This window comes from Enterobacter sp. FUJ80071 (assembly GCF_038739915.1).
Lineage (GTDB): Bacteria > Pseudomonadota > Gammaproteobacteria > Enterobacterales > Enterobacteriaceae > Enterobacter > Enterobacter kobei.
In genome coordinates this window covers 2,849,971-2,873,189 of sequence record NZ_JBBXKH010000001.1, presented here as the reverse complement: position 1 = coordinate 2,873,189, position 23,219 = coordinate 2,849,971, and the positions used below count along the sequence as shown (strand labels likewise).

Below are 23,219 nucleotides of genomic sequence, written 5' to 3'. Positions count from 1 at the left end.
TGCGCCGGCTTTTTCTTTTGTGCGTGGACGACTGCCTCGCTACACTATCAATAAAATTTTGCGTCACCAGACCCTGGAACCAGCATGGAAACAAAAAAAAACAATATTGAATACATTCCTGAGTTTGAAAAATCCTTTCGCCATCCGCGCAACTGGGGCGCCTGGCTCGGGGTCTACACCTTTGCAGGCATCGCTATGCTGCCTGCTGCGCTGCGCGATCCCCTGCTGGGGAAAATTGGCCGTCTGGCCGGGCGTTTAGGCAAAAGCGCGCGTCGCCGTGCGCAGATCAACCTCTATTACTGTTTTCCCGAAAAAAGCGATGCCGAGCGTGAGGCTATCATCGATGCGATGTATACCACCGCGCCGCAGGCAATGGCAATGATGGCAGAGCTGGCGCTGAAAGGGCCGAAAAAAATCGTTGACCGTGTTGACTGGAAAGGGCTGGAAATCATTGACGAAATGCGTCGCAATGACGAGAAGGTGATTTTCCTCGTTCCTCACGGTTGGGGTGTCGACATTCCGGCGATGCTGATGGCTTCTCAGGGTCAGAAGATGGCGGCCATGTTCCATAACCAGGGCAACAAAATCTACGACTTTGTCTGGAATACCGTACGTCGTCGTTTTGGCGGTCGTTTGCATGCGCGTAACGATGGTATCAAGCCGTTTATTCAGTCCGTACGTCAGGGATACTGGGGCTACTATCTGCCGGATCAGGACCACGGACCGGAGCACAGTGAGTTTGTCGACTTCTTTGCGACCTACAAAGCCACACTTCCGGCGATTGGCCGCCTGATGAAGGTGTGTCGCGCCCGCGTGATCCCACTCTTCCCGGTTTATAATGGTAAAACGCACCGTCTGAGCATTGAAGTCCGCCCGCCGATGGATGACTTGCTGACCGCAGACGATCACACCATTGCGCGTCGCATGAACGAAGAGGTTGAAATCCTGGTGGGGCCGCATACCGAACAGTACACGTGGATATTGAAGCTGCTTAAAACGCGAAAGCCGGGTGAAACGGAACCTTATAAACGCAAAGAGCTTTATCCGAGGAAATAAAAAAAGCCCTCTCCAGATGGAGAGGGCTTTTTAACACAGATGTTGTTACTCGACGGTCATAACGCGGGTGGTGTTGGTTGAGCCGATGGTGCTCATCACATCACCCTGCGTCACGATAACGATATCACCGGACACCAGGTAACCTTTGTCGCGCAGCAGATTGACGGCATCGTGCGCGGCTGCCACGCCGTCATTGGTGCTGTCGAAGTGCACCGGCGTCACACCGCGGTACAGCGCCGTCAGGTTCAGCGTACGTTCATGACGGGACATGGCGAAGATCGGCAGACCGGAGCTGATACGGGAAGTCATCAGCGCGGTACGGCCTGATTCGGTCATGGTGATGATCGCGGTAACCCCTTTCAGATGGTTTGCCGCGTACATGGCAGACATCGCAATCGCTTCTTCCACGTTGTCGAACTGCACGTCCAGACGGTGTTTTGAGACGTTGATGCTTGGGATCTTCTCTGCGCCCAGGCAGACACGCGCCATCGCGGCCACGGTTTCAGCAGGATATTGGCCCGCAGCGGTTTCCGCAGACAGCATCACCGCATCGGTACCATCCAGCACGGCGTTAGCGACGTCCATCACTTCCGCACGGGTTGGCATTGGGTTGGTGATCATGGATTCCATCATCTGGGTCGCGGTGATCACCGCGCGGTTCAGCTGACGTGCGCGACGAATCAGCGCTTTCTGGATACCAACCAGCTCAGGATCGCCGATTTCCACACCCAAATCGCCGCGGGCCACCATCACCACGTCAGAAGCCAGGATCACATCGTCCATGGCGTCCTGATCGCAAACGGCTTCCGCGCGTTCAACCTTGGCAACAATTTTGGCATCACAGCCTGCATCACGGGCCAGACGGCGTGCATAGTTCAGATCTTCGCCACAGCGTGGGAAGGAGACTGCCAGGTAGTCAACGCCGATCAGAGCCGCAGTAACGATGTCCGCTTTGTCTTTATCGGTCAGCGCTTCCGCAGAGAGGCCGCCGCCCAGTTTGTTGATACCTTTATTGTTGGAGAGCGGGCCACCGACGGTGACTTCGGTGAACACTTTCATCCCCTGAACTTCGAGCACCTTCAGCTGTACGCGTCCGTCGTCGAGCAGCAGGATATCGCCAGGCACCACGTCAGCTGGCAGGCCTTTATAGTCAATCCCGACTTTTTCTTTATCGCCTTCGCCTTTGCCCAGGTTGGCATCCAGCAGGAATTTATCGCCGATATTGAGGAAAACTTTACCTTCTTTGAAGGTGGAGACACGAATTTTAGGACCCTGCAGATCGCCGAGGATAGCCACATGGCGGCCCAGTTTAGCGGCGATCTCACGCACTTTGTCGGCACGTAATTTATGGTCTTCTGGCGTACCGTGAGAGAAGTTCATGCGCACCACGTTGGCACCCGCGGCGATAATCTTTTCAAGGTTATTATCGCGGTCGGTGGCCGGGCCTAAGGTGGTAACGATCTTGGTTCTGCGAAGCCTTCTGGACATGTAATACTCCGTTGACTGAAACAACTTTGGTGTTGCGTGAACATTGAATCGGCCTTCATCTGCCGCAAGGCAGCAAAGAGAGGACCGAATGCCGTAAATCATTACATCGTAATTATTGGTTACGTCTTCGTTATCTACTTTAAGGAAACATCGCTCTTTATGAGCAATTCTTTATCAAAACGCGATTCCTTCAGCGCTTCCTTGACTCGCTTCAAGTTATCTCTGAATTTTGCGCCCCGGCGCAAGGTAAAACCGGTCGCCAGCACGTCTATAACCGTGAGCTGTGCCAGACGGGAAACCATAGGCATATACATATCGGTATCCTCCGGGACGTCCAGCGTAATGGCGAGCGTCGCCTCTCGTGCCAGCGGCGTACCGGCGGTGGTGAGGGCGATCACCATGGCATCGTTTTCACGGGCCAGCTGCGCCAGTTCCACCTGACTTTTGGTGCGGCCAGTATGCGAAATGAGTACCACGACGTCATCTTCACTGCAATTCATACAGCTCATGCGTTGCAGCACAATGTCATCGGAATAAATCACCGGCACGTTGAAGCGGAAGAATTTATTCATGGCATCGTGCGCCACGGCGGCCGACGACCCAAGTCCGAAGAACGCGATCCGCTTGGCCTGGGTAAGTAAATCCACCGCACGGTTCACCGAACTCATATCCAGAGACTGACGAACGTGGTCAAGCGTGGCCATAGCTGACTCAAAAATTTTCGCCGTGTAGGCATCTACGCTGTCGTCTTCATCCACATTACGATTAACATAAGGGGTGCCGTTTGCCAGACTTTGTGCCAGATGCAGTTTAAAATCAGGAAAGCCGCGCGTTTCCAGGCTACGGCAGAAGCGGTTAACGGTCGGTTCGCTGACGCCTGCTTCCTGAGCCAGCGCGGCGATGCTTGAATGAATCGCCTGAGCGGGAGAGGCAAGAATGACTTCAGCCACTTTTCGCTCGGATTTGCTAAGGTGTTCCAGTTGATACTGGATTTTTTCAAGCATATTCATTGTTAACAGGGCGCTCGTGGGGGTGGAAACGATTTCATAAATGGATGAAATCTTCATTCGATTAGCCGATATTACCCCTGTGGCTTCCATAAAGGGTAACAGTCGACAAGATAATGTTGTTGTTTTTTTTCATTACTTGATCGATGTCGGGTTTTGCTATGACCCTGTTGCGCAAATTATCGACGCTTGTTGCGTCATAATGCCCCCGTAATCGGCTGCAAGGCGAAAAATTGCCGTATCGCACGAGACGATAAGTGCTAATGGTTTCGGGAATGACGTAAAAGCAGTACAGTGCATTGTAATAAAATTACAACGATACCTGGCAGAAGTACCAGGTGATCCAACTGAGGAGAATGACATGGCGGTAACGCAAACAGCCCAGGCATGTGACCTGGTCATTTTCGGCGCGAAAGGCGATCTTGCACGCCGAAAATTGCTGCCTTCCCTGTATCAACTGGAGAAAGCGGGCCAAATTCATCCGGATACCCGTATCCTGGGGGTAGGGCGCGCCGACTGGGATAAGGACGCTTATACCAAAGTCGTCCGCGAGGCGCTCGAAACTTTCATGAAGGAAAAAATTGATGAAAGTTTGTGGGATACCCTGAGCGGTCGTCTTGATTTCTGCAACCTGGACGTCAATGACGTCAGCGCGTTTAACCGCCTGGGCGCCATGCTGGATCAGAAAAACCGTGTCACCATTAACTATTTCGCCATGCCGCCAAGCACTTTCGGCGCCATCTGCAAAGGTCTCGGCGAAGCTAAACTGAACGCCAAACCGGCGCGCGTGGTGATGGAGAAGCCGCTGGGTACCTCTCTGGCAACCTCGCGTGAAATCAACGACCAGGTGGGCGAGTTCTTCGAAGAGTGCCAGGTTTACCGTATCGACCACTATCTCGGTAAAGAGACGGTACTGAACCTGCTGGCGCTGCGTTTTGCTAACTCCCTGTTTGTGAATAACTGGGACAACCGCACTATCGACCACGTGGAAATCACCGTGGCGGAAGAGGTAGGTATCGAAGGCCGCTGGGGTTACTTTGACCAGGCAGGCCAAATGCGCGACATGATCCAGAACCACCTCCTGCAAATTCTGTGCATGATCGCCATGTCACCGCCGTCTGACCTGACGGCAGACAGCATTCGCGACGCCAAAGTCAAAGTGCTCAAGTCGCTGCGCCGCATTGACCGCTCCAACGTGCGTGAGAAGACCGTTCGCGGCCAGTACACCGCCGGGTTTGCGCAAGGCAAAAAAGTGCCGGGCTACCTGGAAGAAGAGGGCGCGAACAAATCCAGCAACACCGAGACTTTTGTAGCGATCCGCGTGGACATCGATGACTGGCGCTGGGCGGGCGTGCCGTTCTACCTGCGTACCGGTAAACGTCTGCCAACCAAATGTTCCGAAGTCGTCGTCTACTTCAAAAACCCGGAACTGAACCTGTTTAAAGAGTCCTGGCAGGAGCTGCCGCAGAACAAACTGACCATTCGTTTGCAGCCGGACGAAGGGGTTGATATCCAGATCCTCAACAAAGTGCCGGGCCTGGATCACAAGCATAACCTGCAGACCACCAAACTGGATCTGAGCTACTCCGAAACCTTCAACCAGACGCACCTCGCGGATGCTTATGAGCGTCTGCTGCTGGAAACCATGCGTGGTATCCAGGCGCTGTTCGTGCGTCGCGATGAAGTGGAAGAGGCGTGGAAATGGGTCGATTCCATTACCGAAGCCTGGGCAGCCGATCAGGATGCGCCAAAACCGTATCAGGCGGGCACCTGGGGGCCGGTTGCATCGGTGGCCATGATCACCCGTGATGGCCGCTCCTGGAACGAGTTTGAGTAGGATAATCCACTAGCCCGAAAGTGTTATTTTACCGGTAACATTATCTAACACAGTTAGTGGCACAATTTTTATTCTTTTAAGCGCCGCGTGGATTTCCCCGCGGCGCTTTTTTTATTACACTGCCGGAAGTGATTTTGCCCCAGAGCTCCGGACAGCAAGCGTTTCAGCGGTGTTAACAACTGCCAGCGACGTTGTAAACTCCTGAGCCCGGACAGATAAATTAGAGGAGCTTTTATGAATCCGACATTGTTACGCGTAACACAACGCATTATTGAGCGCTCGAAGGAGACCCGTTCGGCCTACCTCGCCCGGATTGAACAGGCAAAGAGCAATACCGTCCATCGCTCTCAGCTGGCCTGTGGTAACCTGGCGCACGGCTTCGCGGCCTGCCAGCCCGATGATAAAGCCTCCCTGAAAAGCATGTTGCGTAACAATATCGCCATTATTACCTCCTATAACGACATGCTCTCCGCCCACCAGCCGTATGAGGTCTATCCCAATATCATTCGTAACGCGCTGCACAGCGTGAATGCGGTAGGTCAGGTCGCGGGTGGCGTGCCGGCAATGTGCGACGGTGTGACCCAGGGGCAGGATGGTATGGAGCTGTCGCTGCTCAGCCGCGAAGTGATTGCGATGTCTGCTGCAGTAGGCCTGTCACACAACATGTTTGATGGCGCACTGTACCTGGGCGTGTGCGACAAGATCGTTCCGGGACTGGTGATGGCAGCGCTGTCGTTTGGCCATCTGCCCGCGATTTTTGTGCCGTCTGGCCCGATGGCAAGTGGCCTGCCGAATAAAGAAAAAGTGCGTATTCGCCAGCTGTATGCGGAAGGAAAAGCAGACCGTCAGGCGCTGCTGGAGGCGGAAGCCGCGTCCTACCATGCGCCGGGTACCTGTACATTCTACGGCACGGCCAACACCAACCAGATGGTGGTGGAATTTATGGGCATGCAGCTGCCGGGCTCGTCCTTTATCCAGCCGGATGCACCACTGCGTCAGGCCTTGACTGAGGCCGCAGCCCGTCAGGTGACGCGTCTGACCGGAAACGGCAATGAATGGATGCCTATGGGCAAAATGGTCGACGAAAAAGTGATCGTCAACGGTATCGTGGCTCTGCTGGCCACCGGCGGTTCGACCAACCACACCATGCACCTGGTAGCCATGGCGCGCGCGGCGGGCATTCTGATCAACTGGGATGATTTCTCTGAGATCTCTTCCGTGGTGCCGCTGATGGCACGTCTTTACCCGAACGGTCCGGCGGACATCAACCACTTCCAGGCTGCGGGTGGCGTACCGCTGCTGATGCGCGAGCTGCTGAAAGGCGGTTTGCTGCATGAAGACGTCAACACCGTGGCAGGCTTTGGCCTGCAGCGCTATACCCAGGAGCCGTGGCTGAACAATGGCGAGCTGGACTGGCGCGACGGGGCGACCGCATCTCTCGATGCGCAGGTGATTGCCACCATCGACAAACCGTTTTCTCCTCATGGTGGCACCAAAGTGCTGAGCGGCAACCTCGGTCGTGCGGTGATGAAAACGTCTGCTGTACCGGAAGAGAACCAGGTTATTGAAGCGCCGGCTGTGGTGTTTGAAAGCCAGCACGACGTATTACCCGCTTTTGACGCGGGTCTGCTTGATAAAGACTGTGTGGTGGTGGTGCGTCATCAGGGGCCAAAAGCGAACGGCATGCCAGAATTACATAAACTTATGCCACCACTTGGTGTATTATTGGACCGCCGTTTCAAAATTGCGTTAGTGACCGATGGACGCCTCTCCGGTGCATCCGGCAAAGTGCCTTCAGCCATCCACGTCACGCCGGAAGCTTATGACGGCGGTTTGCTGGCGAAAGTGCGCGACGGTGACATGATCCGCGTGAACGGTCAGACAGGTGAGTTAACCCTGCTAGTGGATGAAGCAGAGCTGGCGGCACGTCAGCCACATATTCCTGACCTGAGCGCATCGCGCGTGGGGACCGGACGCGAAATGTTCAGCGCGCTGCGTGAGAAACTCTCCGGTGCGGAGCAGGGCGCGACCTGTATTACGTTTTAAGACGACTTGATTTTAACGATCTGGCGAGAGAGAACTCTGATGAAAAACTGGAAAACAAGTGCAGAAGCAATCCTGACCACTGGCCCTGTCGTGCCGGTTATCGTGGTAAACAAGCTGGAGCACGCTGTGCCAATGGCGAAAGCGCTGGTTGCGGGTGGCGTTCGTGTTCTGGAAGTGACCCTGCGTACCGCCTGCGCGATGGATGCGATTCGCGCTATCGCCAAAGAAGTGCCGGACGCCATCATCGGTGCGGGCACTGTTCTCAACGCGCAACAGCTGGCAGAAGTCACGGAGGCCGGAGCTCAGTTCGCTATCAGCCCTGGCCTGACCGAGCCGCTGCTGAAAGCAGCGACCGAAGGCACTATTCCTTTGATCCCGGGTATCAGCACCGTGTCTGAACTGATGCTGGGTATGGACTACGGCCTGAAAGAGTTCAAATTCTTCCCGGCAGAAGCCAACGGCGGCACCAAAGCGCTGCAGGCGATTGCAGGTCCATTCTCTCAGGTGCGTTTCTGCCCGACGGGCGGTATCTCTCCGGCGAACTACCGTGACTACCTGGCGCTGAAAAGCGTACTGTGCATTGGGGGTTCATGGCTGGTGCCAGCGGATGCGCTGGAAGCGGGCGACTGGGATCGCATCACGAAACTGGCTCGCGAAGCGGTTGAAGGCGCGAAGCAATAAGTTTTTTATCGTATGAAAAACGGGCCTTTCGGCCCGTTTTTTTTTATCCTGCTACCTTAACGTTCGCTGCCGCCGCTTTTGCGCGTGCGATGGCCTCGTCGACGTTATTCCCGGTTGCTAACGCCACGCCCAGACGACGGGTGCCGTCGATCTCCGGCTTACCGAACAAACGTACCTGTAACCCGGCGCCCGTTGCGCCCTCGACGTTATCAAACGTCACGTTCTGACTGGTCAGCTGCGGCAGGATCACCGCCGAGGCCGCCGGGCCGTACTGACGAATACCGCCAACCGGCAGGCCAAGGAAGGCGCGAACATGCAGGGCGAACTCGGAGAGATCCTGCGATATCAACGTCACCATACCGGTGTCATGCGGGCGAGGGGAGACTTCGCTGAAAATCACCTCGTCGCCGCAGACAAACAGCTCCACGCCGAACAGACCGTAACCACCTAACGCCAGAACGGTTTTACGGGCGATATCCTGGGCACGTTCCAACGCCAGGGCGCTCATCTGCTGTGGCTGCCAGGATTCGCGGTAATCGCCATCCTCCTGGCGGTGACCAATCGGATCGCAGAAATGGACGCCATCCACGGCGCTGACGGTAAGCAGGGTGATTTCGAAATCAAACTTCACCACCCCCTCGACGATCACGCGGCCAGCTCCGGCACGGCCACCCTGTTGCGCATAATCCCAGGCTTTGTCCAGCGTGCTGCTGTCGCGGATAAAACTCTGCCCTTTTCCGGAGGAGCTCATCACCGGCTTAATGATGCACGGGTAACCCATCTCATCGACGGCCTGCAGGAATGCGGTTTTATCGCCCGCAAAACGGTAGCTTGAAGTGGGCAGCCCCAGCTCCTCTGCCGCCAGGCGGCGAATGCCTTCGCGGTTCATGGTCAGTTTCGCTGCGTTGGCGCAAGGCACCACGCGCTGACCTTCCTGCTCAAGCGCGATCAGCATATCGGTCGCGATAGCTTCAATCTCCGGCACCACAAAATCCGGTTTCTCCTGCGTGATGAGTGTCCGCAGAGCTTCTCCGTCCAGCATGTTAATCACATAAGAACGATGGGCAACATGCATGGCGGGCGCGTCGGCGTAGCGGTCTACGGCAATCACTTCTACCCCTAAACGCTGGCACTCAATGGCGACTTCTTTCCCCAGCTCGCCCGATCCTAACAGCATCACACGCGTCGCCGCAGGTCGCAGCGCGGTTCCTAAACGAGTCATAACATTCCCCCTGAAAAAGATGCGCGCAGTATAAACGAAAACGTTTGCGTCTGTCTTGCGCAGGGCAAAAGGGCCGACGAGAAATTTGCGCTTCTTTAGCCTCGACGGACATTTCCTGACGCCTGCTCGCTTACGCTGTGGAAATGTTAACCGTTAAGTGAGGGAAACCATGTCAGGCTGGTTAAATCAACTGCAATCCATGTTAGGGCAGAAAACATCAGGTTCCGGCGACCAGGGGCTCAGCAAACTGCTGGTACCGGGGGCGCTCGGAGGGCTGGCAGGGCTGCTGGTCGCCAATAAATCCTCACGTAAGCTGCTGGCAAAGTACGGTACCGGCGCGTTGCTGGCCGGTGGCGGCGCTATCGCCGGTACCGTGCTGTGGAACAAGTACAAGGACAGGGTACGCGCGGCGCACCAGGATGAACCCCACTTTGGGGTGGAGACTTCGCCGCTGGATCTGCGTACGGAGCGGCTCATTCTTGCGCTGGTGTTTGCCGCAAAAAGCGACGGGCATATTGATGATAAAGAACGAGCGGCTATCGAGCAGCAGATGCGAGAAGCCGGCGTGGAAGAGCAGGGCAGAACGCTGGTGGCGCAGGCCATTGAGCAGCCGCTCGATCCGCAGCGTCTGGCGCAAAGCGTGCAGAATGAGGAAGAGGCGCTGGAACTCTATTTCCTGAGCTGTGCCGCCATTGATATTGACCACTTTATGGAACGCAGCTATCTCAACGCCCTGGGCGATGCGTTGAAAATCCCTCAGGATGTTCGCGAGGGGATTGAGCAGGATATCCGGGAGCAAAAACAGACGCTACAGGGCTAGCTATCGCTGATGTAGCCATGTTTCGCTTGCATCATGCGCGGGTTTTGCCAACCTTATAGGGTGTAAAACTTAAAAGAATGATGTCATGCCACCGAAAGCCCGACGTACTCCGTATGCGATCACCACCCATGGCGATACGCGTATAGATAACTATTACTGGCTACGGGACGATTCACGTTCCCGCCCAGAGGTACTCGACTACCTGCATGAAGAAAACGATTACGGTCGCAAGGTCATGTCCAGCCAGCAGGCGCTTCAGGACCAGCTGCTGAACGAAATGGTGCAGCGCATTCCTCAGCGCGATATCTCCGCGCCCTGGACCAAAAACGGCTATCGTTATCGGCATATCTACGAGCCCGGCAGTGAATATCCCATCTATCAGCGACAGTCGGTATTAAGCGCCGAGTGGGATGAATGGGATATTCTGCTGGATGCCAACCAGCGTGCCGCCCACAGCGAGTTTTATACGCTGGGCGGTATGTCCATCTCCCCGGATAACACCATTATGGCGCTGGCGGAGGATTATCTCTCCCGTCGTCAGTATGGCCTGCGATTCCGCAATCTGGAAACCGGTAACTGGTATCCGGAAATGCTGGAAAACGTCTCCCCGGATTTTGTCTGGGCGAACGATTCCGAGACGGTCTACTACGTTAAAAAGCACGCCGCCACGCTGCTGCCTTATCAGGTGTGGCGCCACAGTGTAGGCACGGACTCTGCCGATGACGAACTGGTCTATGAAGAGAAAGACGAAACGTTTTATGTCAGCCTGCATAAAACGTCCTCACGCCACTATGTGATTATTTTCCTTGCCAGCGCTACCACCTCAGAAGTGCTGCTGCTGGATGCCGAGCTGCCTGATGCCCAGCCGCTCTGCTTTCTGCCGCGCCGAAAAGACCATGAGTACAGTCTGGATCACTTCCAGCACAGCTTTTATCTGCGCTCAAACCGCGAGGGAAAAAACTTTGGCCTGTATAAGACCAAGGTGCGCGACGAGCGTAAGTGGGAGGTGCTTATTCCCGCGCGGGAACAGGTGATGCTCGAAGGGTTCACGCTGTTTACCGACTGGCTGGTGGTGGAAGAGCGTCAGCGGGGGTTGACCAGTATCCGGCAAATCAACCGCAAAACGCGCGAGGTGATAGGGATCGCGTTTGACGACCCGGCCTACGTCACCTGGATTGGTTTTAATCCTGAGCCTGAATCGTCCCGGCTGCGCTATGGCTACTCGTCGATGACCACGCCGGATACGCTGTTCGAACTGGATATGGATACCGGCCAGCGCCAGGTATTGAAGCAAACAGAAGTGAATGGATTTGAATCCGACAATTATCGTAGCGAACACCTGTGGGTTACCGCGCGCGATGGTGTCGAGGTGCCGGTTTCGCTCGTGTATCACAAGGCGCATTTTCAGAAAGGTAAAAACCCTATCCTGGTTTACGGCTACGGCTCCTATGGTTCCAGCATGGATGCCGACTTCAGCAGCAGCAGATTAAGTCTGCTCGATCGCGGCTTTGTTTTTGCCATCGCTCATATTCGCGGCGGCGGTGAGCTGGGCCAGCACTGGTATGAAGACGGGAAATTCCTGAAAAAGCAAAACACGTTCAATGATTATCTCGACGTTTGCGACGCCTTAATTGAACAAGGCTATGGCGATCCGCAGCTCTGCTTTGGCATGGGCGGCAGCGCGGGCGGCATGCTGATGGGCGCTGTGATCAATCAGCGTCCCGAGCGTTTTAAGGGCATCGTTGCGCAGGTACCGTTTGTCGATGTGGTCACCACCATGCTCGACGAATCTATCCCGCTCACGACCGGGGAGTTTGAAGAGTGGGGGAATCCACAGGATGAAACCTATTATCGCTATATGAAAGCGTACAGCCCGTACGATAACGTGGAAGCGAAAGCCTACCCGCACATGCTGGTGACCACCGGTTTGCACGATTCACAGGTGCAGTACTGGGAACCGGCGAAATGGGTGGCGAAGCTGCGGGAACTGAAAACCGACGACAACCTGCTGTTGCTCTGTACCGATATGGACTCCGGGCACGGAGGGAAGTCGGGGCGGTTTAAATCTTATGAAGGGGTGGCGCTGGAATACGCCTTTTTGATCGGCCTGGCGCAGGATACGCTTCCAGGCCAGGCTGAACGTTAAGCTTCACCCAGATAATGCTTCAGGGTTAAGCGTAGCTCCGGGCTCATCTTGTCGAGGTTGTTATACAGCCAGCGCAGATAGCCCGGATCTTTATCCGCAATATCCGATACTGCTCTCCCGCGGTATTTTCCGAAGGTGAACGTCGTCAGCAGCGCAGGACGGCCGGTAATCGTCGCCATATCATCCGGTGTCCAGCCGGAAGTATTCATAATATCGATCAGCAGCGCAGCGGTGATATAGCAGTCATACAGGGCGCGGTGATGGTGCAGCCCTTCAGGCGTTCTGACGCTGAGCTTGCGGGATTTATACAGCGCCATATTGCTGTATTTGATCCCCGGCCACAGGCGACGCGCCAGCTTCATGGTGCAAATCCACTCCCCGGGCATGTCGGGGAGAACCCGACGGTCGAAGCTGGCATTGTGGGCGACATACCACGGGCTGCCATAGTAGTGCGGGATAACGTCTTCTATCCAGGGTTTATCCGCCACCATTGATTCAGTGATGCGATGGATAGCCATGGCCTGCGGGCTAATAGGGCGATCGGGCCGCACCAGATGGCTCATCGGGTTGACTATTTTTCCGTCAACGACGTCGACCGAGGCCACCTCCACAATTCCGCCCTGAAGATCGCAAGTTTCGGTATCAATGACGCGCAGCATGAAAATCTCCTGAGCTTAAAACGCTTAGCCTAAAGGAATGATATCGCCTTGCCAACCCTGTCGGTTAAGCGTGCCGGTCAACAGCAGCTCGCCTTTATCCGCCCGCACGATCAACTGGCCTTTTTCATCCCATAATGCGCTGCCGGTGCTGGCGTTCGCCATTAATACCGCAATGGCATATTTGTGTGCAAAGCGTTGCAGGGTGCTGATGGACTGCCGCCAGCGGTTGTCCCTTACCGACTGGCTGCTGGTGAACAGCGTTGCCTGCGGATCGAGATTGGGGGAATCGCCCTGCGCATCAATGATGGTGAGCTGTTTATCCCCCGGAACCAGGCTCGCACCGCCGCCTTGCGGATAGCGCACGATGCTCGGCCGAGAGGGCGTAAAGAGCACGAGACCTTTCTGACGCTGGCCATTCCGCTCAAGGGGAAGCCCGGCAATAACGCTAATCTGGTACAAATGTGCCGCATCAAGCAAGGGTTCCAGCTGCGCGTCGCACGGTGGGGGAGGTAACGTCGTTGTGCCTGAGCCGGTTAAGGAGAGTTCCGGGAAGACCAGCAGATCGCACTGCTGCTGTGCCGCTTCGGCAATGAAGCGTAGGTGATGGGTAACGTGCTCATCAACACTGTGATACTGCCCGCCATACTGGGCTGCCGCTATATTCCATTGTGACATCGTGACTTCCTTATACACTGAGTCGCAGGGATTTAAGAATACACCTAATTTGATCAGGGTTTTCTTATCCTGCCAGATTTCGCGTAAGGAAGTGTAACGACTCGTTAAGCTTATTTAACTTTAGGCTCGTACGGCAGACGAGAGAGGTTGACCGAAGCGAGACGGTGAGCAATTAATCTTTCCCGGAACCAGACGCGCAAATGGGCGGGTTGTTCCCGTTCCACAACTTCAGCCACGATGGGCATGTTGTAACGCTCTTTGAACGCAACGCCAGCGGCTGCGAGATCGACATTCACTTTATCCATCTCGTCCTGAGGAAGGGCGGCCAGATTGATTTTCATTTCCTTCTCCTGTTTATGCGGCGGCAACGTTACCGCGATTGCGCGACGATGACAAGCGGAGGTGGGATGATCCTCGACTCGTCTATTATACAGCGTTATTCTTTAGCATACAGACATAACAAAAAGGAATGATCGCGATGGGGTTATCCACTTCCCGCACGGTATGCGCGCTGGTTTTTCTGGCATCAGTCGTTATCTCACCTACTGTGCTGGCGCATGCGCATCTTAAACAGCAGAGCCCGGCAGCAGACAGCGTGGTGAGCGCTCCGCAGTCACTGACGCTGAATTTTTCGGAAGGTATCGAACCGGGATTTAGCGGTGTGGTGGTGACGGATGCGCACAAGCAGGTCGTCAAAACGGGAGCCGTAACGCGAGACGAAAAGAACAAGGCTCAACTGATCGTTCCGCTGGCGCAAACGCTGGCGACCGGAACCTACCGGGTGGACTGGCATGTGGTTTCCGTCGACGGCCACAAAACCAAAGGCAGCTATCACTTTAGCGTGAAATAGCATGCTGGCACTGGTCTATGTTGGGTTGCGCTTTATCCATTTCGCGGCGCTGATGCTCGTTTTTGGTAATGCGCTATACAGCGTTTGGTTGGCGCCTTCCTCTCTCCACCGTCTGATGGCTCTGCGTTTCGCGCTGCAGCAGCGGGTGGCATCTTTAATCAGCCTGGCCGCTGCGCTTCTGATGTTCATGCTTCAGGGCGGATTAATGGGCGACGGCTGGGGAGATGTGTTTAACCCGCAAGTCTGGCACGGCGTACTGGGGACGCAGTTTGGCAGCGTCTGGCTGTGGCAAATTATCCTGGCTTCCATTACGGTTGCTGCCGCGTGGCTTGCGCCGCTGAAAGGCTCCCGGCTACTACTGCTCGCAATGGGGCAGTTTGTCCTGCTGGCAGGGGTAGGCCACGCGACGATGAACGAAGGTCCGTTGGGGGCTGTGCAGCGTCTCAATCATGCCGTTCATCTGTTATGTGCCGCAACCTGGCTCGGCGGATTACTGCCGCTGCTGTTCTGCATGCATCTGGCAAAAGGGCGCTGGCAGAACGCGGCCATCTACACCATGATGCGTTTCTCACGCGTAGGCCACTATGCCGTCGCGGGCGTGCTGCTCACAGGGACGATCAATTCGCTCTTGATTCTGGGCGTCCATATTCCCTGGCAGGCTGGCTACGTGCAGCTTTTATTGTTCAAATGTGCGCTGGTGGCGTTGATGGTGGCAATTGCGCTGGCAAATCGGTATTTTCTGGTGCCACGGTTTCGTCCGGATTCCGGGTGGGCACAACAGCTTTTTATCAGGATGACACAGGCAGAAGTGGTTCTGGGAGCGCTGGTTCTGGCAGCGGTCAGCCTGTTCGCCACCTGGGAACCCTTCTGACAAGGTTAACTAATATATGAAAAAAACAGTACTTTCGCTCTTATTGCTGGCCTGCACGGGGAGCGCTCTGGCCGCGCCGCAGGTGATCACCGTCAGCCGTTTTGAAGTGGGTAAAGACAAGTGGGCGTTTAATCGCGAAGAGGTGATGCTGACCTGTCGTCCGGGACATGCGTTATACGCGATCAACCCGAGTACGCTGGTGCAATACCCGTTGAATGAGGTTGCAGAGCAGCAGGTGGCCAGCGGCAAGAGCAGCGGCCAGCCCATCAGCGTGATCCAGATTGATGACCCGGCTCACCCAGGGCAGAAGATGAGCCTGACACCGTTTATCGAACGCGCTGACAAGCTCTGCTAGCGTTCAGGTTTCCAATAAAAAACCGCAGATGCTCGCGAAAGCACTGCGGTTTTTTGTTTTTGATGATGATTTAACGCTTTTTTTCTGGCCGCTTTAACTGTGGACTGGAAAACCTGGCGTCGTCATCTATTCTTAAAAGGCAAGGCGACTTAGCCTGCATTAATGCCAACTTTTAGCGCACGGCTCTCTCCCAAGAGCCATTTCCCTGGACCGAATACAGGAATCGTATTCGGTCTCTTTTTATCTATTTGTTTTTCAAAGGTTTTTTCTGTATTAACACGAAATTCCCCGAAAATTACTCGAATATTCCATATCCTGTCTAAACCATAACATACTCTGCACCGCGTGCGTCCAGGTATTTTTTGGTCATTGTTAAATTTTTGTGGCCGAGTAAGCGCTGAGCAAATTCCTCCCCGCGCTCCTTTTCATAGAGCCTGCTCGCCAGACTTCTGATCTCATGGAAAGGAGGTGGGTTAGGTCCGAATTTTAACCCGGTCGAATCCCTTATCTCTGCAAAGGCCTGGGTGAGCCCGTCAGGCGTTAGCGGCCCCGGCTTTCTTCCCCCGCGGCGGACCGGAGAGTAAAGCATGAAGTCGGAAGGGTTGTTCACCCGGCATCGATCAATGACATCCTGCAACACAAGCCCGGCGACGTCCAGCCTCAAATCAAGGGGAAGTGCCAGTTTGTGACCTGTTTTCTCCTGAGTAACGAAAAGCCTCCCGTCTTTAACGTCACTGAACCTGAACAGTGAGATATCCTCCCGCCGCTGGCCGGTGACCAGTGCCAGATCGCATGCGTTAGGTGCCCATTCAGAATGAGTTAACGCTGCCTGACGGATGACCGTGAATTGTTCGAGCAGCAAGCGTTCTCGCTTGACTTTCGGTGTCGGCGTTCGCGTCGGTTCTGCCGGGTTCCTGTCGACATGTCCTTCCACAATCGCCTCCCTGAAGATGTCCATCAGAACAGACCGCAGCCCGGAAGCCATGCTTTTTTTATCGCAGAGAATGTACGCTTCAAGAAATGAGGCGATGTCCTTTGTCGTGACAGAAGCGAGGGGTATTTTGCCGAACTCTTCCTTAATGGTGGCGATCTGGTTTCGTCTGACCTTCATCGTATTTGGTTTCAGCTCGCGCCGCTCGAGAATCACCTCGTAACGCTCCAGCCATGCGGCCACTGTGAAAGTGGGCACATCTTTTATGCGATCCAGGAGAGAAGAGGGAAGGTAATTCTGGTCGATGTAGTTGTTGGCCTCAATGGCCTGGGCAACGGCGTCCTTGCGATCAATTCGGCCAAGAGATATCTCCTGCCCGGTCACCGGATTGCGCCAGCTGTAAAGTCTGTCTCTTTTACGGTAGGTCAGGTTACGGGGCAGGTTAGCGTCGTAACGTACTGGCCTTTTCGCCATGAGTCAGTCTCTCCAGTAAAGTGCCGCCGGACGGCAGTTTGGTGTGTTTCGGTTTAGCGCGCAGATTATTCTTGCGCGGATCCACGTAGATAGCGTCAGGCTGAACCTTATATTCCTTTCCGTGCAGCTCCGGCGCGGGATAAATTCGCCCCTCCCGCGTCCATCGACGCAGAGTAGAAAGGGAGGGTGGAGTCGTGTAGACCTCAGCAGCCCATTCCTGCAAGTTGAGAAGCTTAGCCATGAGAACTCCTTAGCTGCCAGGCATTATAAGCGAGGCCGCGTTGACGTGTTGATTAATCGAAATCAGGTAAAAAGAAGCCCGGCGCGGGGCTGGGCAAAAGGGATAACGGAGCAGTGCTTTCGCACCCAATAGCCAGCTCATAACTGGCTATCAGTTACGTCAGTCGCCTTCTTCATCGTCTTGAACGAGGGCTGTGTCATCAGGAACATGAAGGGTGAGCAATGGGCTATACCCATGCTCATAAACCTGATATTGCACTGGCCATGCTGGCAGCGGCACGTCTTCTGCAATTTGGCTGACACCCACGCTCCACAAACCGGAGTCAAGGTAATAGCCGACTACTTGCATTTCACCCTCAGCAGATTTCAGGTGATATATGGCAGGCTTGTTAAGGCAGCCAATTTCCTCGCGAATAGCGCCTTTACATTCGAAAAGGTCATCGCTTGCACCATAAAAACGTAATTCCTTCATAATCTCTCCTCATGCCGCGCGTTTGGCACGCAGCGATTTTATGTGCTCGCTCGTCTCCAGTTCGGCACGTATCTGCGCCGCCTCACGGTGATCGAGGTGCTCAAAATCATTGTTAAAACGGTCGATTGAAGAGGTGTTGATCCGGCCCTGTCGCCAGTAGCGGACTATCTGTGAAGTGCAGCTGTGGATGATGACGGGCCAACCGTGCTGGTCAGCGTAAATCTGACCCCGTTGAATTAGCTGGAACATTTTGTTGTACCACCGGTATTGAAAGGTCAATACACCAGGAAATCAGTGAAACCTCATCTTCTGATTCCGTCTCACCGTAAACGTAGCTTTTAGCTCCTGGTCTGCCTTTTACGGGGTCGAAAACTTCAATTCCCCGCTCCGCCGTCAGCGAGATGAGAATCTGATGTAGCCCACCAGTTATGTTTAGTGATGGAACCGTAAGGAAATAAATAAAACCATAAAGCAATTCAGCCTTGCGCTGGCTGCCATAGAAATACGGGATTTTGTAATAGTCCAGCGCATCGTCGAGCCAGTCTGTTTTGTCGTGGAATGCCTGCTGCCAACGAGCCACAACTTCATCGACTGGCTGACCAGCAACCATAGCTACGCATGTAGCCATGCAGGTATTGAAGGTTGGTTGTTGTTGATGCTGCAACATTACAGCCCCCTCTGTTTTTTCTTTAGTTCTTTCACGATCTGGCACTCCGCGCAGGTCTGACAGCCGGGAACGGCAGCGTGCCGCGGCTCGGGGATTGGTTCGTCGCATTCTTCACAACGCTCAGCTGATACGGCGTTGCGGTTTACTCGGTGAGCGGAAAGGGCAGCGTTACGCTGAAGCTCTTCAATCTCTGCTGCGGTATCAGAACAAGCAGGCGGCAGTACGCGGCAAACCGGCCGCTAAGCCGGATCTGGACTTCAACAACACTGACTGGGCCTATGAGGTGATGCGATGAAATCTCTTGCAGAGCAGATGCGTAACCACGACCGCGAGCAGATGAGCCGCATGGCCCATAACCTGCCAGAGCAGTACCAGGAGCGCGCTCCAGTTGAGCAGGTAGCTCAGGTATTCAACGGCCTGTTCAACCAGCTGCGCGCCGCGTTCCCGGCCAGCATGGCGAACTTCCGCACCCAGGATGACCTGAACGAATTCCGACGTCAGTGGCTGCTGGCGTTTCAGGAGAACGGGATCCACACCATGGCGCAGGTTGATGCAGGTATCTGCACAGAAAAAAATCTTCCTGTGGACTACCTGCGAAAGCTGCTTGATTACGATGCACTTACTGGCGTTGTTAAATGGAAGCCCCGCGCTTTAGAGCATTTCAAAAGCGAGCGAGATTCTAAAATTTGGAACACTCGCTATGCTGGCACTGTTGTAGGGGTTCAGAATCGCAGGGGATACCTGGTATTCAAGCTTAATAAGCGATGCTACAGGCTTCATCGTGTTGTCTGGGCGATTCACTACAATGAGCACCCAGAAATCTTTATCGACCACATTAACGGTGATAAGCGGGATAACAGGATATCCAATCTGCGTCTCGTCGATGCTGAGGGTAATGCCAGAAATCGTAAAACTCCTTCGTCAAATTCATCTGGGATTATCGGCGTTAGGTGGGATAAGCGATATGGAACCTGGAAAAGCACCATTGGCGATGAAGGAGAGGATGTGTCTCTTGGCTCATTCGATAACCTTCTTGATGCCGCTGCGGCAAGAAAATCAGCAGAGGTGAGGTTCGGTTATCACCGAAACCATGGCAGATAACAAGACTTCAAACGACCAACCGCCTCCGGGCGGTTTTTTATTGGGCGCAATTCATGAACTGGAAATCAGTTAAGCACGGCCTGCCACGCTCATTCACCCGCGTCTGGGTGATGACCGACACCGGGCGGGAGACTACCGGCTACGTGAAATCGGACGGCGAGTGGTTCATCAACTGCCCGCGCATCCGGGCGACAGGCGCAAAGGTGCTGCGCTGGAAGGAGGGCTGATGTCGTCTACTGCTTCATGGTCATACAACAAGCCGTGCACGATATGGCGCAAAGGTGCAGGTGGTAATGACGAGTGGGGCGATCCTGTCGACCCATACGAACCACCTGAAACCATCATGTGCGACTACATCGGCGGCCTGTCAGCAAAGCTCGGATCAATCGGTAAAGAGGTTGTCGTAAAAAACACCTTCTTTACAGCTTATGCGCTGGCCGATGAGGGCGATTACATTCTTATTGGTGTGAGCACTGAACCAGACCCGGTCGTGGCCGGTGCCGATGAAGTGCGTCACGTGACGCGCTGGAACGATACTCTCGACGGTCTCGAAGATGACTGGGCGATAATTACGGGAGTGTAGCCATGGGCATAAAAGTTCGCGGCGCGGCACGTGTTGAGCTCAATATTGACCGAATTCTGAATGATATTCAGGGTAGGAAAATCATTCGAGCGCTCCAGTCTGCGATGATTCTTGGGGCGGCTAGAGCGGCACTTTACACGCCGATCGATACCTCAGCACTTTTGAATAGCCAGTTTCGCGAAATAGTAACTGACGGAGCTGTAATCACAGGCAGGGTTGGTTACTCGACCAACTATGCCGTTTATGTTCATGACCCTGGCAACCCGCAGAGGTTCCGTCGCTCAACTGCTAAAAAAGAATTCCTCACCCTTGGATTTGAAGAGGAGCGCTCTGCCATCGATGATGTTGTGCGTAAGGAGCTTTCACTATGACACCAATGATGCATGAGCGGGTCAGAAACATGTTCGTCGATGCCGGGCTAACTGCGGGTTTCACAGTGCAGCAGCTGATGTACGATGACCCCGGCGACCTGTCGAAAGCGATCATGGTGTTCAGGCCAAACGGCGGCTCGAATATCCGTACTGACCTCGGCTCTGAGTATCACGTCCTGGTTGATGTCGTAGGCGCGAAGGACAAGCGCAAAGACGCGCTCAATGCCGTGCAGCGCATCGTCGATTACATCCAGGCCAACCCCATGGCTGACGAGTGTGTCGGCTACATCCAGAACATGGGCGCAATTCCCGCGCCGGTGCTCACAGAAGAAGGGCGAATAGTCTTCCGATTGCAATTTGCATGCACGTTTGGCGACTAGCCATTCCCAACCAAATAACCCGCTCCGGCGGTTTTTCTTTTATACGTCAAAGAGGAGTTTCACATGGCTAATTGCCAGAACTCGAACGAGCGCCTGTTCGGCGGTGCGGTCGTGCTGGAAGTCGCCGATGGCTGCCCGGACGTCAAGCCACTCGAAGGTGAGTGGATGGCGCTGGCCGCTGGTACGTCGAAGGGCTTCGACTTCAACCCGAACTCGGTTACCTCTGATGCGGATGACGGCGGCGGCTATGTCGAGACCATCATCACCAACAGTGACTTTACCCTGAGCTTTGAAGGTGAAGTGCGTAAGAAGGACAAGCTGGACCAGTACGGTGTCGGCAAGTTCATCAAGTATTTCGCTGACGAGCTGAAGGCCAAGCGCCAGCCTGGCATCTGGGTGCGCATGGACTACGGCCCGATCGAATTTATCGGCTACATGAACATTAACGCGCTGAGTTCTGACGGTGGTACCAACGATATCGTCACGTTCTCTACCGAGTTCAAAGTCGGCGATGCAAGCACCATCGAAGTGAACGAAATCACTGCGGTTGCCGTGACTGGCGTGACGGTAACGCCGACAACCAGCACTGGCACTGCAGGCGGCACCAGTACCTTCACGGTGAATATCGCACCAACAGGCGCAACCAACAAAGACTTCACTGTAGCGACTACCGATGCGACAAAGGCAACGGCTACCGCATCCGGCAACACCGTTACCGTGACGCGTGTCGCCACCGGCAGCGCGCAGATCATCATCAACACTGTAGACGGCAATTTTGTGGCCGTGCATACGGTTACCGTTTCCTAACGGACATTACAAAGGGCGGCGTGCTGCCCTTGATAATGACCGTTTACTGGAAGGCTTATGACCGCTTTAACCGATATTGGCGAACTCTCCATCAGCGACAGCCGAGAAGGCGGGAAAGATTACCTGCTACGGCCTTCATTCGAGGCTATGACGAGGATCGGCACTCCGGAAGAGATTGTGCAGGCGTACGCCACCATACACGGCAATGATGTCGCTCAGCTAATTGATGTGTGCGCTGGCACGCTGGGAGGATTTCCTGAATGGCTATCTCCATCATTCAACCGCGCTACTGAGAAGCTTTTATCAACGTGCATGTTGGTGCTTCAGGCGTGCTGCGAGGAAGACCTGACGCCTATGATCGGCGAATGGAAGGGATGGCGGCATTGCGTCGTATACCGACCGGGACAGATGCCGAAGAACGACATCATCGTGCTGGCGCAGCACCTCATGCAGCACGGCATCGTCGGAAAAGCCAAGGTTCGCCAGTTGCAGCGCCATGAAACAGGCAAGCGCACTACAGAGTTTAAAGCATTCGACTACATCAGCGCAGCTCGCAGCCACTTCGGAATGAACCGCACTGAAGCCTCTCAGTTAACGATGACCGAATTTCAGATGCTGCTGGCGGCTAAATATCCTGACCAGAAAGGCTTTACTCGCGAAGAGTACGACAGCATCGCCGACGAATATCTGGCTAAACAGGCAGTTCGACGCGAGAATGCGAAAAAGAAGTAACCGACCTTCTATACAACGATACCCTGAGAACAATAAATCATCCTTTTCCGTTGCGCCTGTGCTATTCCTGGGTAGGATGTTCATTTTTACCAAAGGGTAATAGGGATATGAACAAGATATTTGTGGCGCTGGGTTTTATTGCATTAGTAATTACATGCACCTTCGCAGCAAGAGAGCCACTATCTCTCGTCTTCATAATTGCAACTTTCATTATCATTGGCTTTGGATTTGGAAAAATAGGCGAGAAGGCGGCGTTTAATTCCCGTCTTACACAGGCGGAGAGGCGTGGAACTTTACGATTCTGCGCCGTTGGTTTTTTGGCTGTATCATTAGCTGCCAATGTGGGATTTCTTTTTTGGGTCAACTCCCAAACCCCTATTTTTGGTGATGCTTACGCGGAAAGAAAGCAATATGAAGACCTGAAGAGCGACTTAAAAAAACAAGAAACAGCTCAGGAGGAGGGGCGTGCAATCCGATACTACGATGCAAAAGAGTCAGTGAAGGGATTGCTCAAAGACTCATCATCTGCTGAGTTCTCTGGGGAGAAGATCGGCAAGGGTGGTGCAGTTTGTGGGTACGTAAATGCAAAAAATAGTTTCGGCGCTTATGCAGGTAATTCAAGGTATATATCTACCAACGGGCACTCCGTAATAGATGACGATAGCCAGGAGTTTAATGACTCATGGGAAAACACCTGCAACTAACCAACAATAAAACCATATCAAACCTCGCTCAGGCGAGGTTTTTT

General features: G+C 54.3%; 28 protein-coding genes and 1 pseudogene. 17 read left to right on the top strand and 12 right to left on the bottom strand.

All coding sequences use genetic code 11. The annotated features are described in order from the left end of the window. The first annotated feature begins 84 nt into the window (after positions 1 to 84). On the top strand, positions 85 to 1,056 hold the full coding sequence (lpxM, locus tag AAER43_RS14005) for a lauroyl-Kdo(2)-lipid IV(A) myristoyltransferase (protein ID WP_050861721.1): 972 nt from the start codon (positions 85 to 87) through the stop codon (positions 1,054 to 1,056). Between the two features lie 45 nt (positions 1,057 to 1,101). Here the strand turns inward: lpxM and pyk are convergent, their stop codons facing one another. Together pyk and AAER43_RS13995 are read right to left on the bottom strand one after the other, a co-directional pair. Then, the gene (pyk, locus tag AAER43_RS14000) at positions 1,102 to 2,544 is read right to left on the bottom strand and encodes a pyruvate kinase (protein WP_008500455.1); all 1,443 of its coding nucleotides are present in this window, start codon (positions 2,542 to 2,544) and stop codon (positions 1,102 to 1,104) included. 134 nt (positions 2,545 to 2,678) lie between these two features. Next, positions 2,679 to 3,554, bottom strand: coding sequence for a MurR/RpiR family transcriptional regulator (locus tag AAER43_RS13995; RefSeq protein WP_032629265.1), 876 nt, complete (start codon positions 3,552 to 3,554; stop codon positions 2,679 to 2,681). A gap of 358 nt (positions 3,555 to 3,912) precedes the next feature. Between AAER43_RS13995 and zwf the strand changes: the two genes are divergently transcribed. From zwf to kdgA, 3 genes are all read left to right on the top strand, one after another. Beyond that, positions 3,913 to 5,388, top strand: a complete 1,476-nt coding sequence (zwf, locus tag AAER43_RS13990; RefSeq protein ID WP_014884309.1) for a glucose-6-phosphate dehydrogenase — start codon at positions 3,913 to 3,915, stop codon at positions 5,386 to 5,388. 234 nt (positions 5,389 to 5,622) lie between these two features. Continuing rightward, positions 5,623 to 7,434 (top strand): phosphogluconate dehydratase, encoded by a 1,812-nt coding sequence (gene edd / locus AAER43_RS13985; RefSeq protein ID WP_032636199.1) that lies wholly within the window; start codon positions 5,623 to 5,625, stop codon positions 7,432 to 7,434. Positions 7,435 to 7,473: 39 nt separating this feature from the next. Then, entirely contained in the window at positions 7,474 to 8,115 is a 642-nt protein-coding gene (kdgA, locus tag AAER43_RS13980; RefSeq protein WP_014884307.1) for a bifunctional 4-hydroxy-2-oxoglutarate aldolase/2-dehydro-3-deoxy-phosphogluconate aldolase, read from the top strand. Positions 8,116 to 8,158: 43 nt separating this feature from the next. Here kdgA and purT read toward each other — a convergent pair whose 3' ends face one another. After that, positions 8,159 to 9,337 carry a formate-dependent phosphoribosylglycinamide formyltransferase gene (gene purT, locus AAER43_RS13975; RefSeq protein ID WP_045134191.1) on the bottom strand — a complete coding sequence of 393 codons (1,179 nt, stop codon included), beginning with the start codon at positions 9,335 to 9,337 and terminating at the stop codon, positions 8,159 to 8,161. Between the two features lie 169 nt (positions 9,338 to 9,506). On the opposite strand from purT, the gene AAER43_RS13970 reads away from it, so the two are divergent. Both AAER43_RS13970 and ptrB read left to right on the top strand, forming a co-directional pair. Next, positions 9,507 to 10,157, top strand: coding sequence for a tellurite resistance TerB family protein (locus tag AAER43_RS13970; RefSeq protein WP_050861722.1), 651 nt, complete (start codon positions 9,507 to 9,509; stop codon positions 10,155 to 10,157). A gap of 85 nt (positions 10,158 to 10,242) precedes the next feature. Continuing rightward, positions 10,243 to 12,303: an oligopeptidase B gene (gene ptrB, locus AAER43_RS13965; RefSeq protein WP_050861723.1), complete on the top strand. Its 2,061-nt coding sequence runs from the start codon at positions 10,243 to 10,245 to the stop codon at positions 12,301 to 12,303. On the opposite strand, the gene exoX is transcribed toward ptrB, so the two are convergent. The 3 genes from exoX to AAER43_RS13950 all read right to left on the bottom strand — a co-directional run bounded on the left by exoX (position 12,300) and on the right by AAER43_RS13950 (position 13,978). Beyond that, positions 12,300 to 12,962: an exodeoxyribonuclease X gene (gene exoX / locus AAER43_RS13960; RefSeq protein ID WP_050861724.1), complete on the bottom strand. Its 663-nt coding sequence runs from the start codon at positions 12,960 to 12,962 to the stop codon at positions 12,300 to 12,302. The two genes, ptrB and exoX, sit on opposite strands and share 4 nt — an antisense overlap. A 24-nt stretch (positions 12,963 to 12,986) precedes the next feature. Further along, a complete protein-coding gene (locus AAER43_RS13955) occupies positions 12,987 to 13,637 on the bottom strand; it encodes a carbon-nitrogen hydrolase family protein (protein ID WP_050861725.1) in 651 nt (216 codons plus the stop codon). Between the two features lie 110 nt (positions 13,638 to 13,747). Beyond that, complete coding sequence (locus tag AAER43_RS13950) at positions 13,748 to 13,978, bottom strand: DNA polymerase III subunit theta (RefSeq protein ID WP_047344678.1); 231 nt, start codon at positions 13,976 to 13,978, stop codon at positions 13,748 to 13,750. A gap of 137 nt (positions 13,979 to 14,115) precedes the next feature. Between AAER43_RS13950 and yobA the strand changes: the two genes are divergently transcribed. Genes yobA through AAER43_RS13935 form a run of 3 tightly spaced genes read left to right on the top strand, consistent with a single transcriptional unit; the run spans position 14,116 to position 15,713 of the window. Next, positions 14,116 to 14,487, top strand: a complete 372-nt coding sequence (gene yobA, locus AAER43_RS13945; protein ID WP_032636204.1) for a CopC domain-containing protein YobA — start codon at positions 14,116 to 14,118, stop codon at positions 14,485 to 14,487. Position 14,488: 1 nt separating this feature from the next. After that, a complete protein-coding gene (gene copD, locus AAER43_RS13940; RefSeq protein WP_023330712.1) occupies positions 14,489 to 15,358 on the top strand; it encodes a copper homeostasis membrane protein CopD in 870 nt (289 codons plus the stop codon). Positions 15,359 to 15,374: 16 nt separating this feature from the next. Continuing rightward, positions 15,375 to 15,713 (top strand): YebY family protein, encoded by a 339-nt coding sequence (locus tag AAER43_RS13935; RefSeq protein WP_014884299.1) that lies wholly within the window; start codon positions 15,375 to 15,377, stop codon positions 15,711 to 15,713. Positions 15,714 to 16,032: 319 nt separating this feature from the next. Here AAER43_RS13935 and AAER43_RS13930 read toward each other — a convergent pair whose 3' ends face one another. From AAER43_RS13930 to AAER43_RS13905, 6 genes are all read right to left on the bottom strand, one after another. After that, the gene (locus AAER43_RS13930; protein ID WP_221925499.1) at positions 16,033 to 17,118 is read right to left on the bottom strand and encodes a tyrosine-type recombinase/integrase; all 1,086 of its coding nucleotides are present in this window, start codon (positions 17,116 to 17,118) and stop codon (positions 16,033 to 16,035) included. Beyond that, positions 17,087 to 17,359, bottom strand: coding sequence for an excisionase (locus AAER43_RS13925; RefSeq protein WP_221925498.1), 273 nt, complete (start codon positions 17,357 to 17,359; stop codon positions 17,087 to 17,089). The genes AAER43_RS13930 and AAER43_RS13925 overlap by 32 nt, the downstream gene beginning before the upstream one ends. A 159-nt stretch (positions 17,360 to 17,518) precedes the next feature. Continuing rightward, positions 17,519 to 17,830, bottom strand: coding sequence for a hypothetical protein (locus AAER43_RS13920; RefSeq protein ID WP_045346712.1), 312 nt, complete (start codon positions 17,828 to 17,830; stop codon positions 17,519 to 17,521). A 9-nt stretch (positions 17,831 to 17,839) separates the two neighbouring features. Next, positions 17,840 to 18,079: a DUF4222 domain-containing protein gene (locus tag AAER43_RS13915; RefSeq protein ID WP_271095241.1), complete on the bottom strand. Its 240-nt coding sequence runs from the start codon at positions 18,077 to 18,079 to the stop codon at positions 17,840 to 17,842. Next, positions 18,042 to 18,497 (bottom strand): hypothetical protein, encoded by a 456-nt coding sequence (locus AAER43_RS13910; RefSeq protein WP_342701986.1) that lies wholly within the window; start codon positions 18,495 to 18,497, stop codon positions 18,042 to 18,044. The genes AAER43_RS13915 and AAER43_RS13910 overlap by 38 nt, the downstream gene beginning before the upstream one ends. Then, entirely contained in the window at positions 18,497 to 18,718 is a 222-nt protein-coding gene (locus AAER43_RS13905; RefSeq protein ID WP_342702032.1) for a TraR/DksA family transcriptional regulator, read from the bottom strand. The genes AAER43_RS13910 and AAER43_RS13905 overlap by 1 nt, the downstream gene beginning before the upstream one ends. A 70-nt stretch (positions 18,719 to 18,788) precedes the next feature. Between AAER43_RS13905 and AAER43_RS13900 the strand changes: the two are divergent. The 8 genes and pseudogenes from AAER43_RS13900 to AAER43_RS13865 all read left to right on the top strand — a co-directional run. Further along, positions 18,789 to 19,388: pseudogene (locus AAER43_RS13900) on the top strand (replication protein P); the annotation flags it as partial. Positions 19,389 to 19,651: 263 nt separating this feature from the next. Continuing rightward, positions 19,652 to 19,825 carry a hypothetical protein gene (locus tag AAER43_RS13895; RefSeq protein ID WP_039266643.1) on the top strand — a complete coding sequence of 58 codons (174 nt, stop codon included), beginning with the start codon at positions 19,652 to 19,654 and terminating at the stop codon, positions 19,823 to 19,825. Further along, positions 19,825 to 20,181, top strand: coding sequence for a hypothetical protein (locus AAER43_RS13890; RefSeq protein ID WP_023330659.1), 357 nt, complete (start codon positions 19,825 to 19,827; stop codon positions 20,179 to 20,181). Before AAER43_RS13895 ends, AAER43_RS13890 begins: the two co-directional genes overlap by 1 nt. A gap of 2 nt (positions 20,182 to 20,183) precedes the next feature. Beyond that, positions 20,184 to 20,552 carry an HK97 gp10 family phage protein gene (locus AAER43_RS13885; protein WP_110820188.1) on the top strand — a complete coding sequence of 123 codons (369 nt, stop codon included), beginning with the start codon at positions 20,184 to 20,186 and terminating at the stop codon, positions 20,550 to 20,552. Further along, complete coding sequence (locus AAER43_RS13880; protein WP_110820189.1) at positions 20,549 to 20,932, top strand: hypothetical protein; 384 nt, start codon at positions 20,549 to 20,551, stop codon at positions 20,930 to 20,932. The genes AAER43_RS13885 and AAER43_RS13880 overlap by 4 nt, the downstream gene beginning before the upstream one ends. Before the next feature lie 63 nt (positions 20,933 to 20,995). Beyond that, on the top strand, positions 20,996 to 21,739 hold the full coding sequence (locus AAER43_RS13875; RefSeq protein WP_110820190.1) for an Ig-like domain-containing protein: 744 nt from the start codon (positions 20,996 to 20,998) through the stop codon (positions 21,737 to 21,739). A 57-nt stretch (positions 21,740 to 21,796) separates the two neighbouring features. Beyond that, positions 21,797 to 22,471: a DUF6246 family protein gene (locus tag AAER43_RS13870; protein ID WP_110820191.1), complete on the top strand. Its 675-nt coding sequence runs from the start codon at positions 21,797 to 21,799 to the stop codon at positions 22,469 to 22,471. A 107-nt stretch (positions 22,472 to 22,578) separates the two neighbouring features. After that, entirely contained in the window at positions 22,579 to 23,175 is a 597-nt protein-coding gene (locus AAER43_RS13865) for a hypothetical protein (RefSeq protein ID WP_052135636.1), read from the top strand. The last annotated feature ends 44 nt before the right edge of the window (positions 23,176 to 23,219 follow it).

Coding starts and splice junctions, on each gene's coding strand:
- lpxM (WP_050861721.1), top strand. CDS start 85: ATGGAAACAAAAAAAAACAATATTGAATACATTCCTGAGTTTGAAAAA.
- pyk (WP_008500455.1), bottom strand. CDS start 2,544: ATGTCCAGAAGGCTTCGCAGAACCAAGATCGTTACCACCTTAGGCCCG.
- AAER43_RS13995 (WP_032629265.1), bottom strand. CDS start 3,554: ATGAATATGCTTGAAAAAATCCAGTATCAACTGGAACACCTTAGCAAA.
- zwf (WP_014884309.1), top strand. CDS start 3,913: ATGGCGGTAACGCAAACAGCCCAGGCATGTGACCTGGTCATTTTCGGC.
- edd (WP_032636199.1), top strand. CDS start 5,623: ATGAATCCGACATTGTTACGCGTAACACAACGCATTATTGAGCGCTCG.
- kdgA (WP_014884307.1), top strand. CDS start 7,474: ATGAAAAACTGGAAAACAAGTGCAGAAGCAATCCTGACCACTGGCCCT.
- purT (WP_045134191.1), bottom strand. CDS start 9,337: ATGACTCGTTTAGGAACCGCGCTGCGACCTGCGGCGACGCGTGTGATG.
- AAER43_RS13970 (WP_050861722.1), top strand. CDS start 9,507: ATGTCAGGCTGGTTAAATCAACTGCAATCCATGTTAGGGCAGAAAACA.
- ptrB (WP_050861723.1), top strand. CDS start 10,243: ATGCCACCGAAAGCCCGACGTACTCCGTATGCGATCACCACCCATGGC.
- exoX (WP_050861724.1), bottom strand. CDS start 12,962: ATGCTGCGCGTCATTGATACCGAAACTTGCGATCTTCAGGGCGGAATT.
- AAER43_RS13955 (WP_050861725.1), bottom strand. CDS start 13,637: ATGTCACAATGGAATATAGCGGCAGCCCAGTATGGCGGGCAGTATCAC.
- AAER43_RS13950 (WP_047344678.1), bottom strand. CDS start 13,978: ATGAAAATCAATCTGGCCGCCCTTCCTCAGGACGAGATGGATAAAGTG.
- yobA (WP_032636204.1), top strand. CDS start 14,116: ATGGGGTTATCCACTTCCCGCACGGTATGCGCGCTGGTTTTTCTGGCA.
- copD (WP_023330712.1), top strand. CDS start 14,489: ATGCTGGCACTGGTCTATGTTGGGTTGCGCTTTATCCATTTCGCGGCG.
- AAER43_RS13935 (WP_014884299.1), top strand. CDS start 15,375: ATGAAAAAAACAGTACTTTCGCTCTTATTGCTGGCCTGCACGGGGAGC.
- AAER43_RS13930 (WP_221925499.1), bottom strand. CDS start 17,118: ATGGCGAAAAGGCCAGTACGTTACGACGCTAACCTGCCCCGTAACCTG.
- AAER43_RS13925 (WP_221925498.1), bottom strand. CDS start 17,359: ATGGCTAAGCTTCTCAACTTGCAGGAATGGGCTGCTGAGGTCTACACG.
- AAER43_RS13920 (WP_045346712.1), bottom strand. CDS start 17,830: ATGAAGGAATTACGTTTTTATGGTGCAAGCGATGACCTTTTCGAATGT.
- AAER43_RS13915 (WP_271095241.1), bottom strand. CDS start 18,079: ATGTTCCAGCTAATTCAACGGGGTCAGATTTACGCTGACCAGCACGGT.
- AAER43_RS13910 (WP_342701986.1), bottom strand. CDS start 18,497: ATGTTGCAGCATCAACAACAACCAACCTTCAATACCTGCATGGCTACA.
- AAER43_RS13895 (WP_039266643.1), top strand. CDS start 19,652: ATGAACTGGAAATCAGTTAAGCACGGCCTGCCACGCTCATTCACCCGC.
- AAER43_RS13890 (WP_023330659.1), top strand. CDS start 19,825: ATGTCGTCTACTGCTTCATGGTCATACAACAAGCCGTGCACGATATGG.
- AAER43_RS13885 (WP_110820188.1), top strand. CDS start 20,184: ATGGGCATAAAAGTTCGCGGCGCGGCACGTGTTGAGCTCAATATTGAC.
- AAER43_RS13880 (WP_110820189.1), top strand. CDS start 20,549: ATGACACCAATGATGCATGAGCGGGTCAGAAACATGTTCGTCGATGCC.
- AAER43_RS13875 (WP_110820190.1), top strand. CDS start 20,996: ATGGCTAATTGCCAGAACTCGAACGAGCGCCTGTTCGGCGGTGCGGTC.
- AAER43_RS13870 (WP_110820191.1), top strand. CDS start 21,797: ATGACCGCTTTAACCGATATTGGCGAACTCTCCATCAGCGACAGCCGA.
- AAER43_RS13865 (WP_052135636.1), top strand. CDS start 22,579: ATGAACAAGATATTTGTGGCGCTGGGTTTTATTGCATTAGTAATTACA.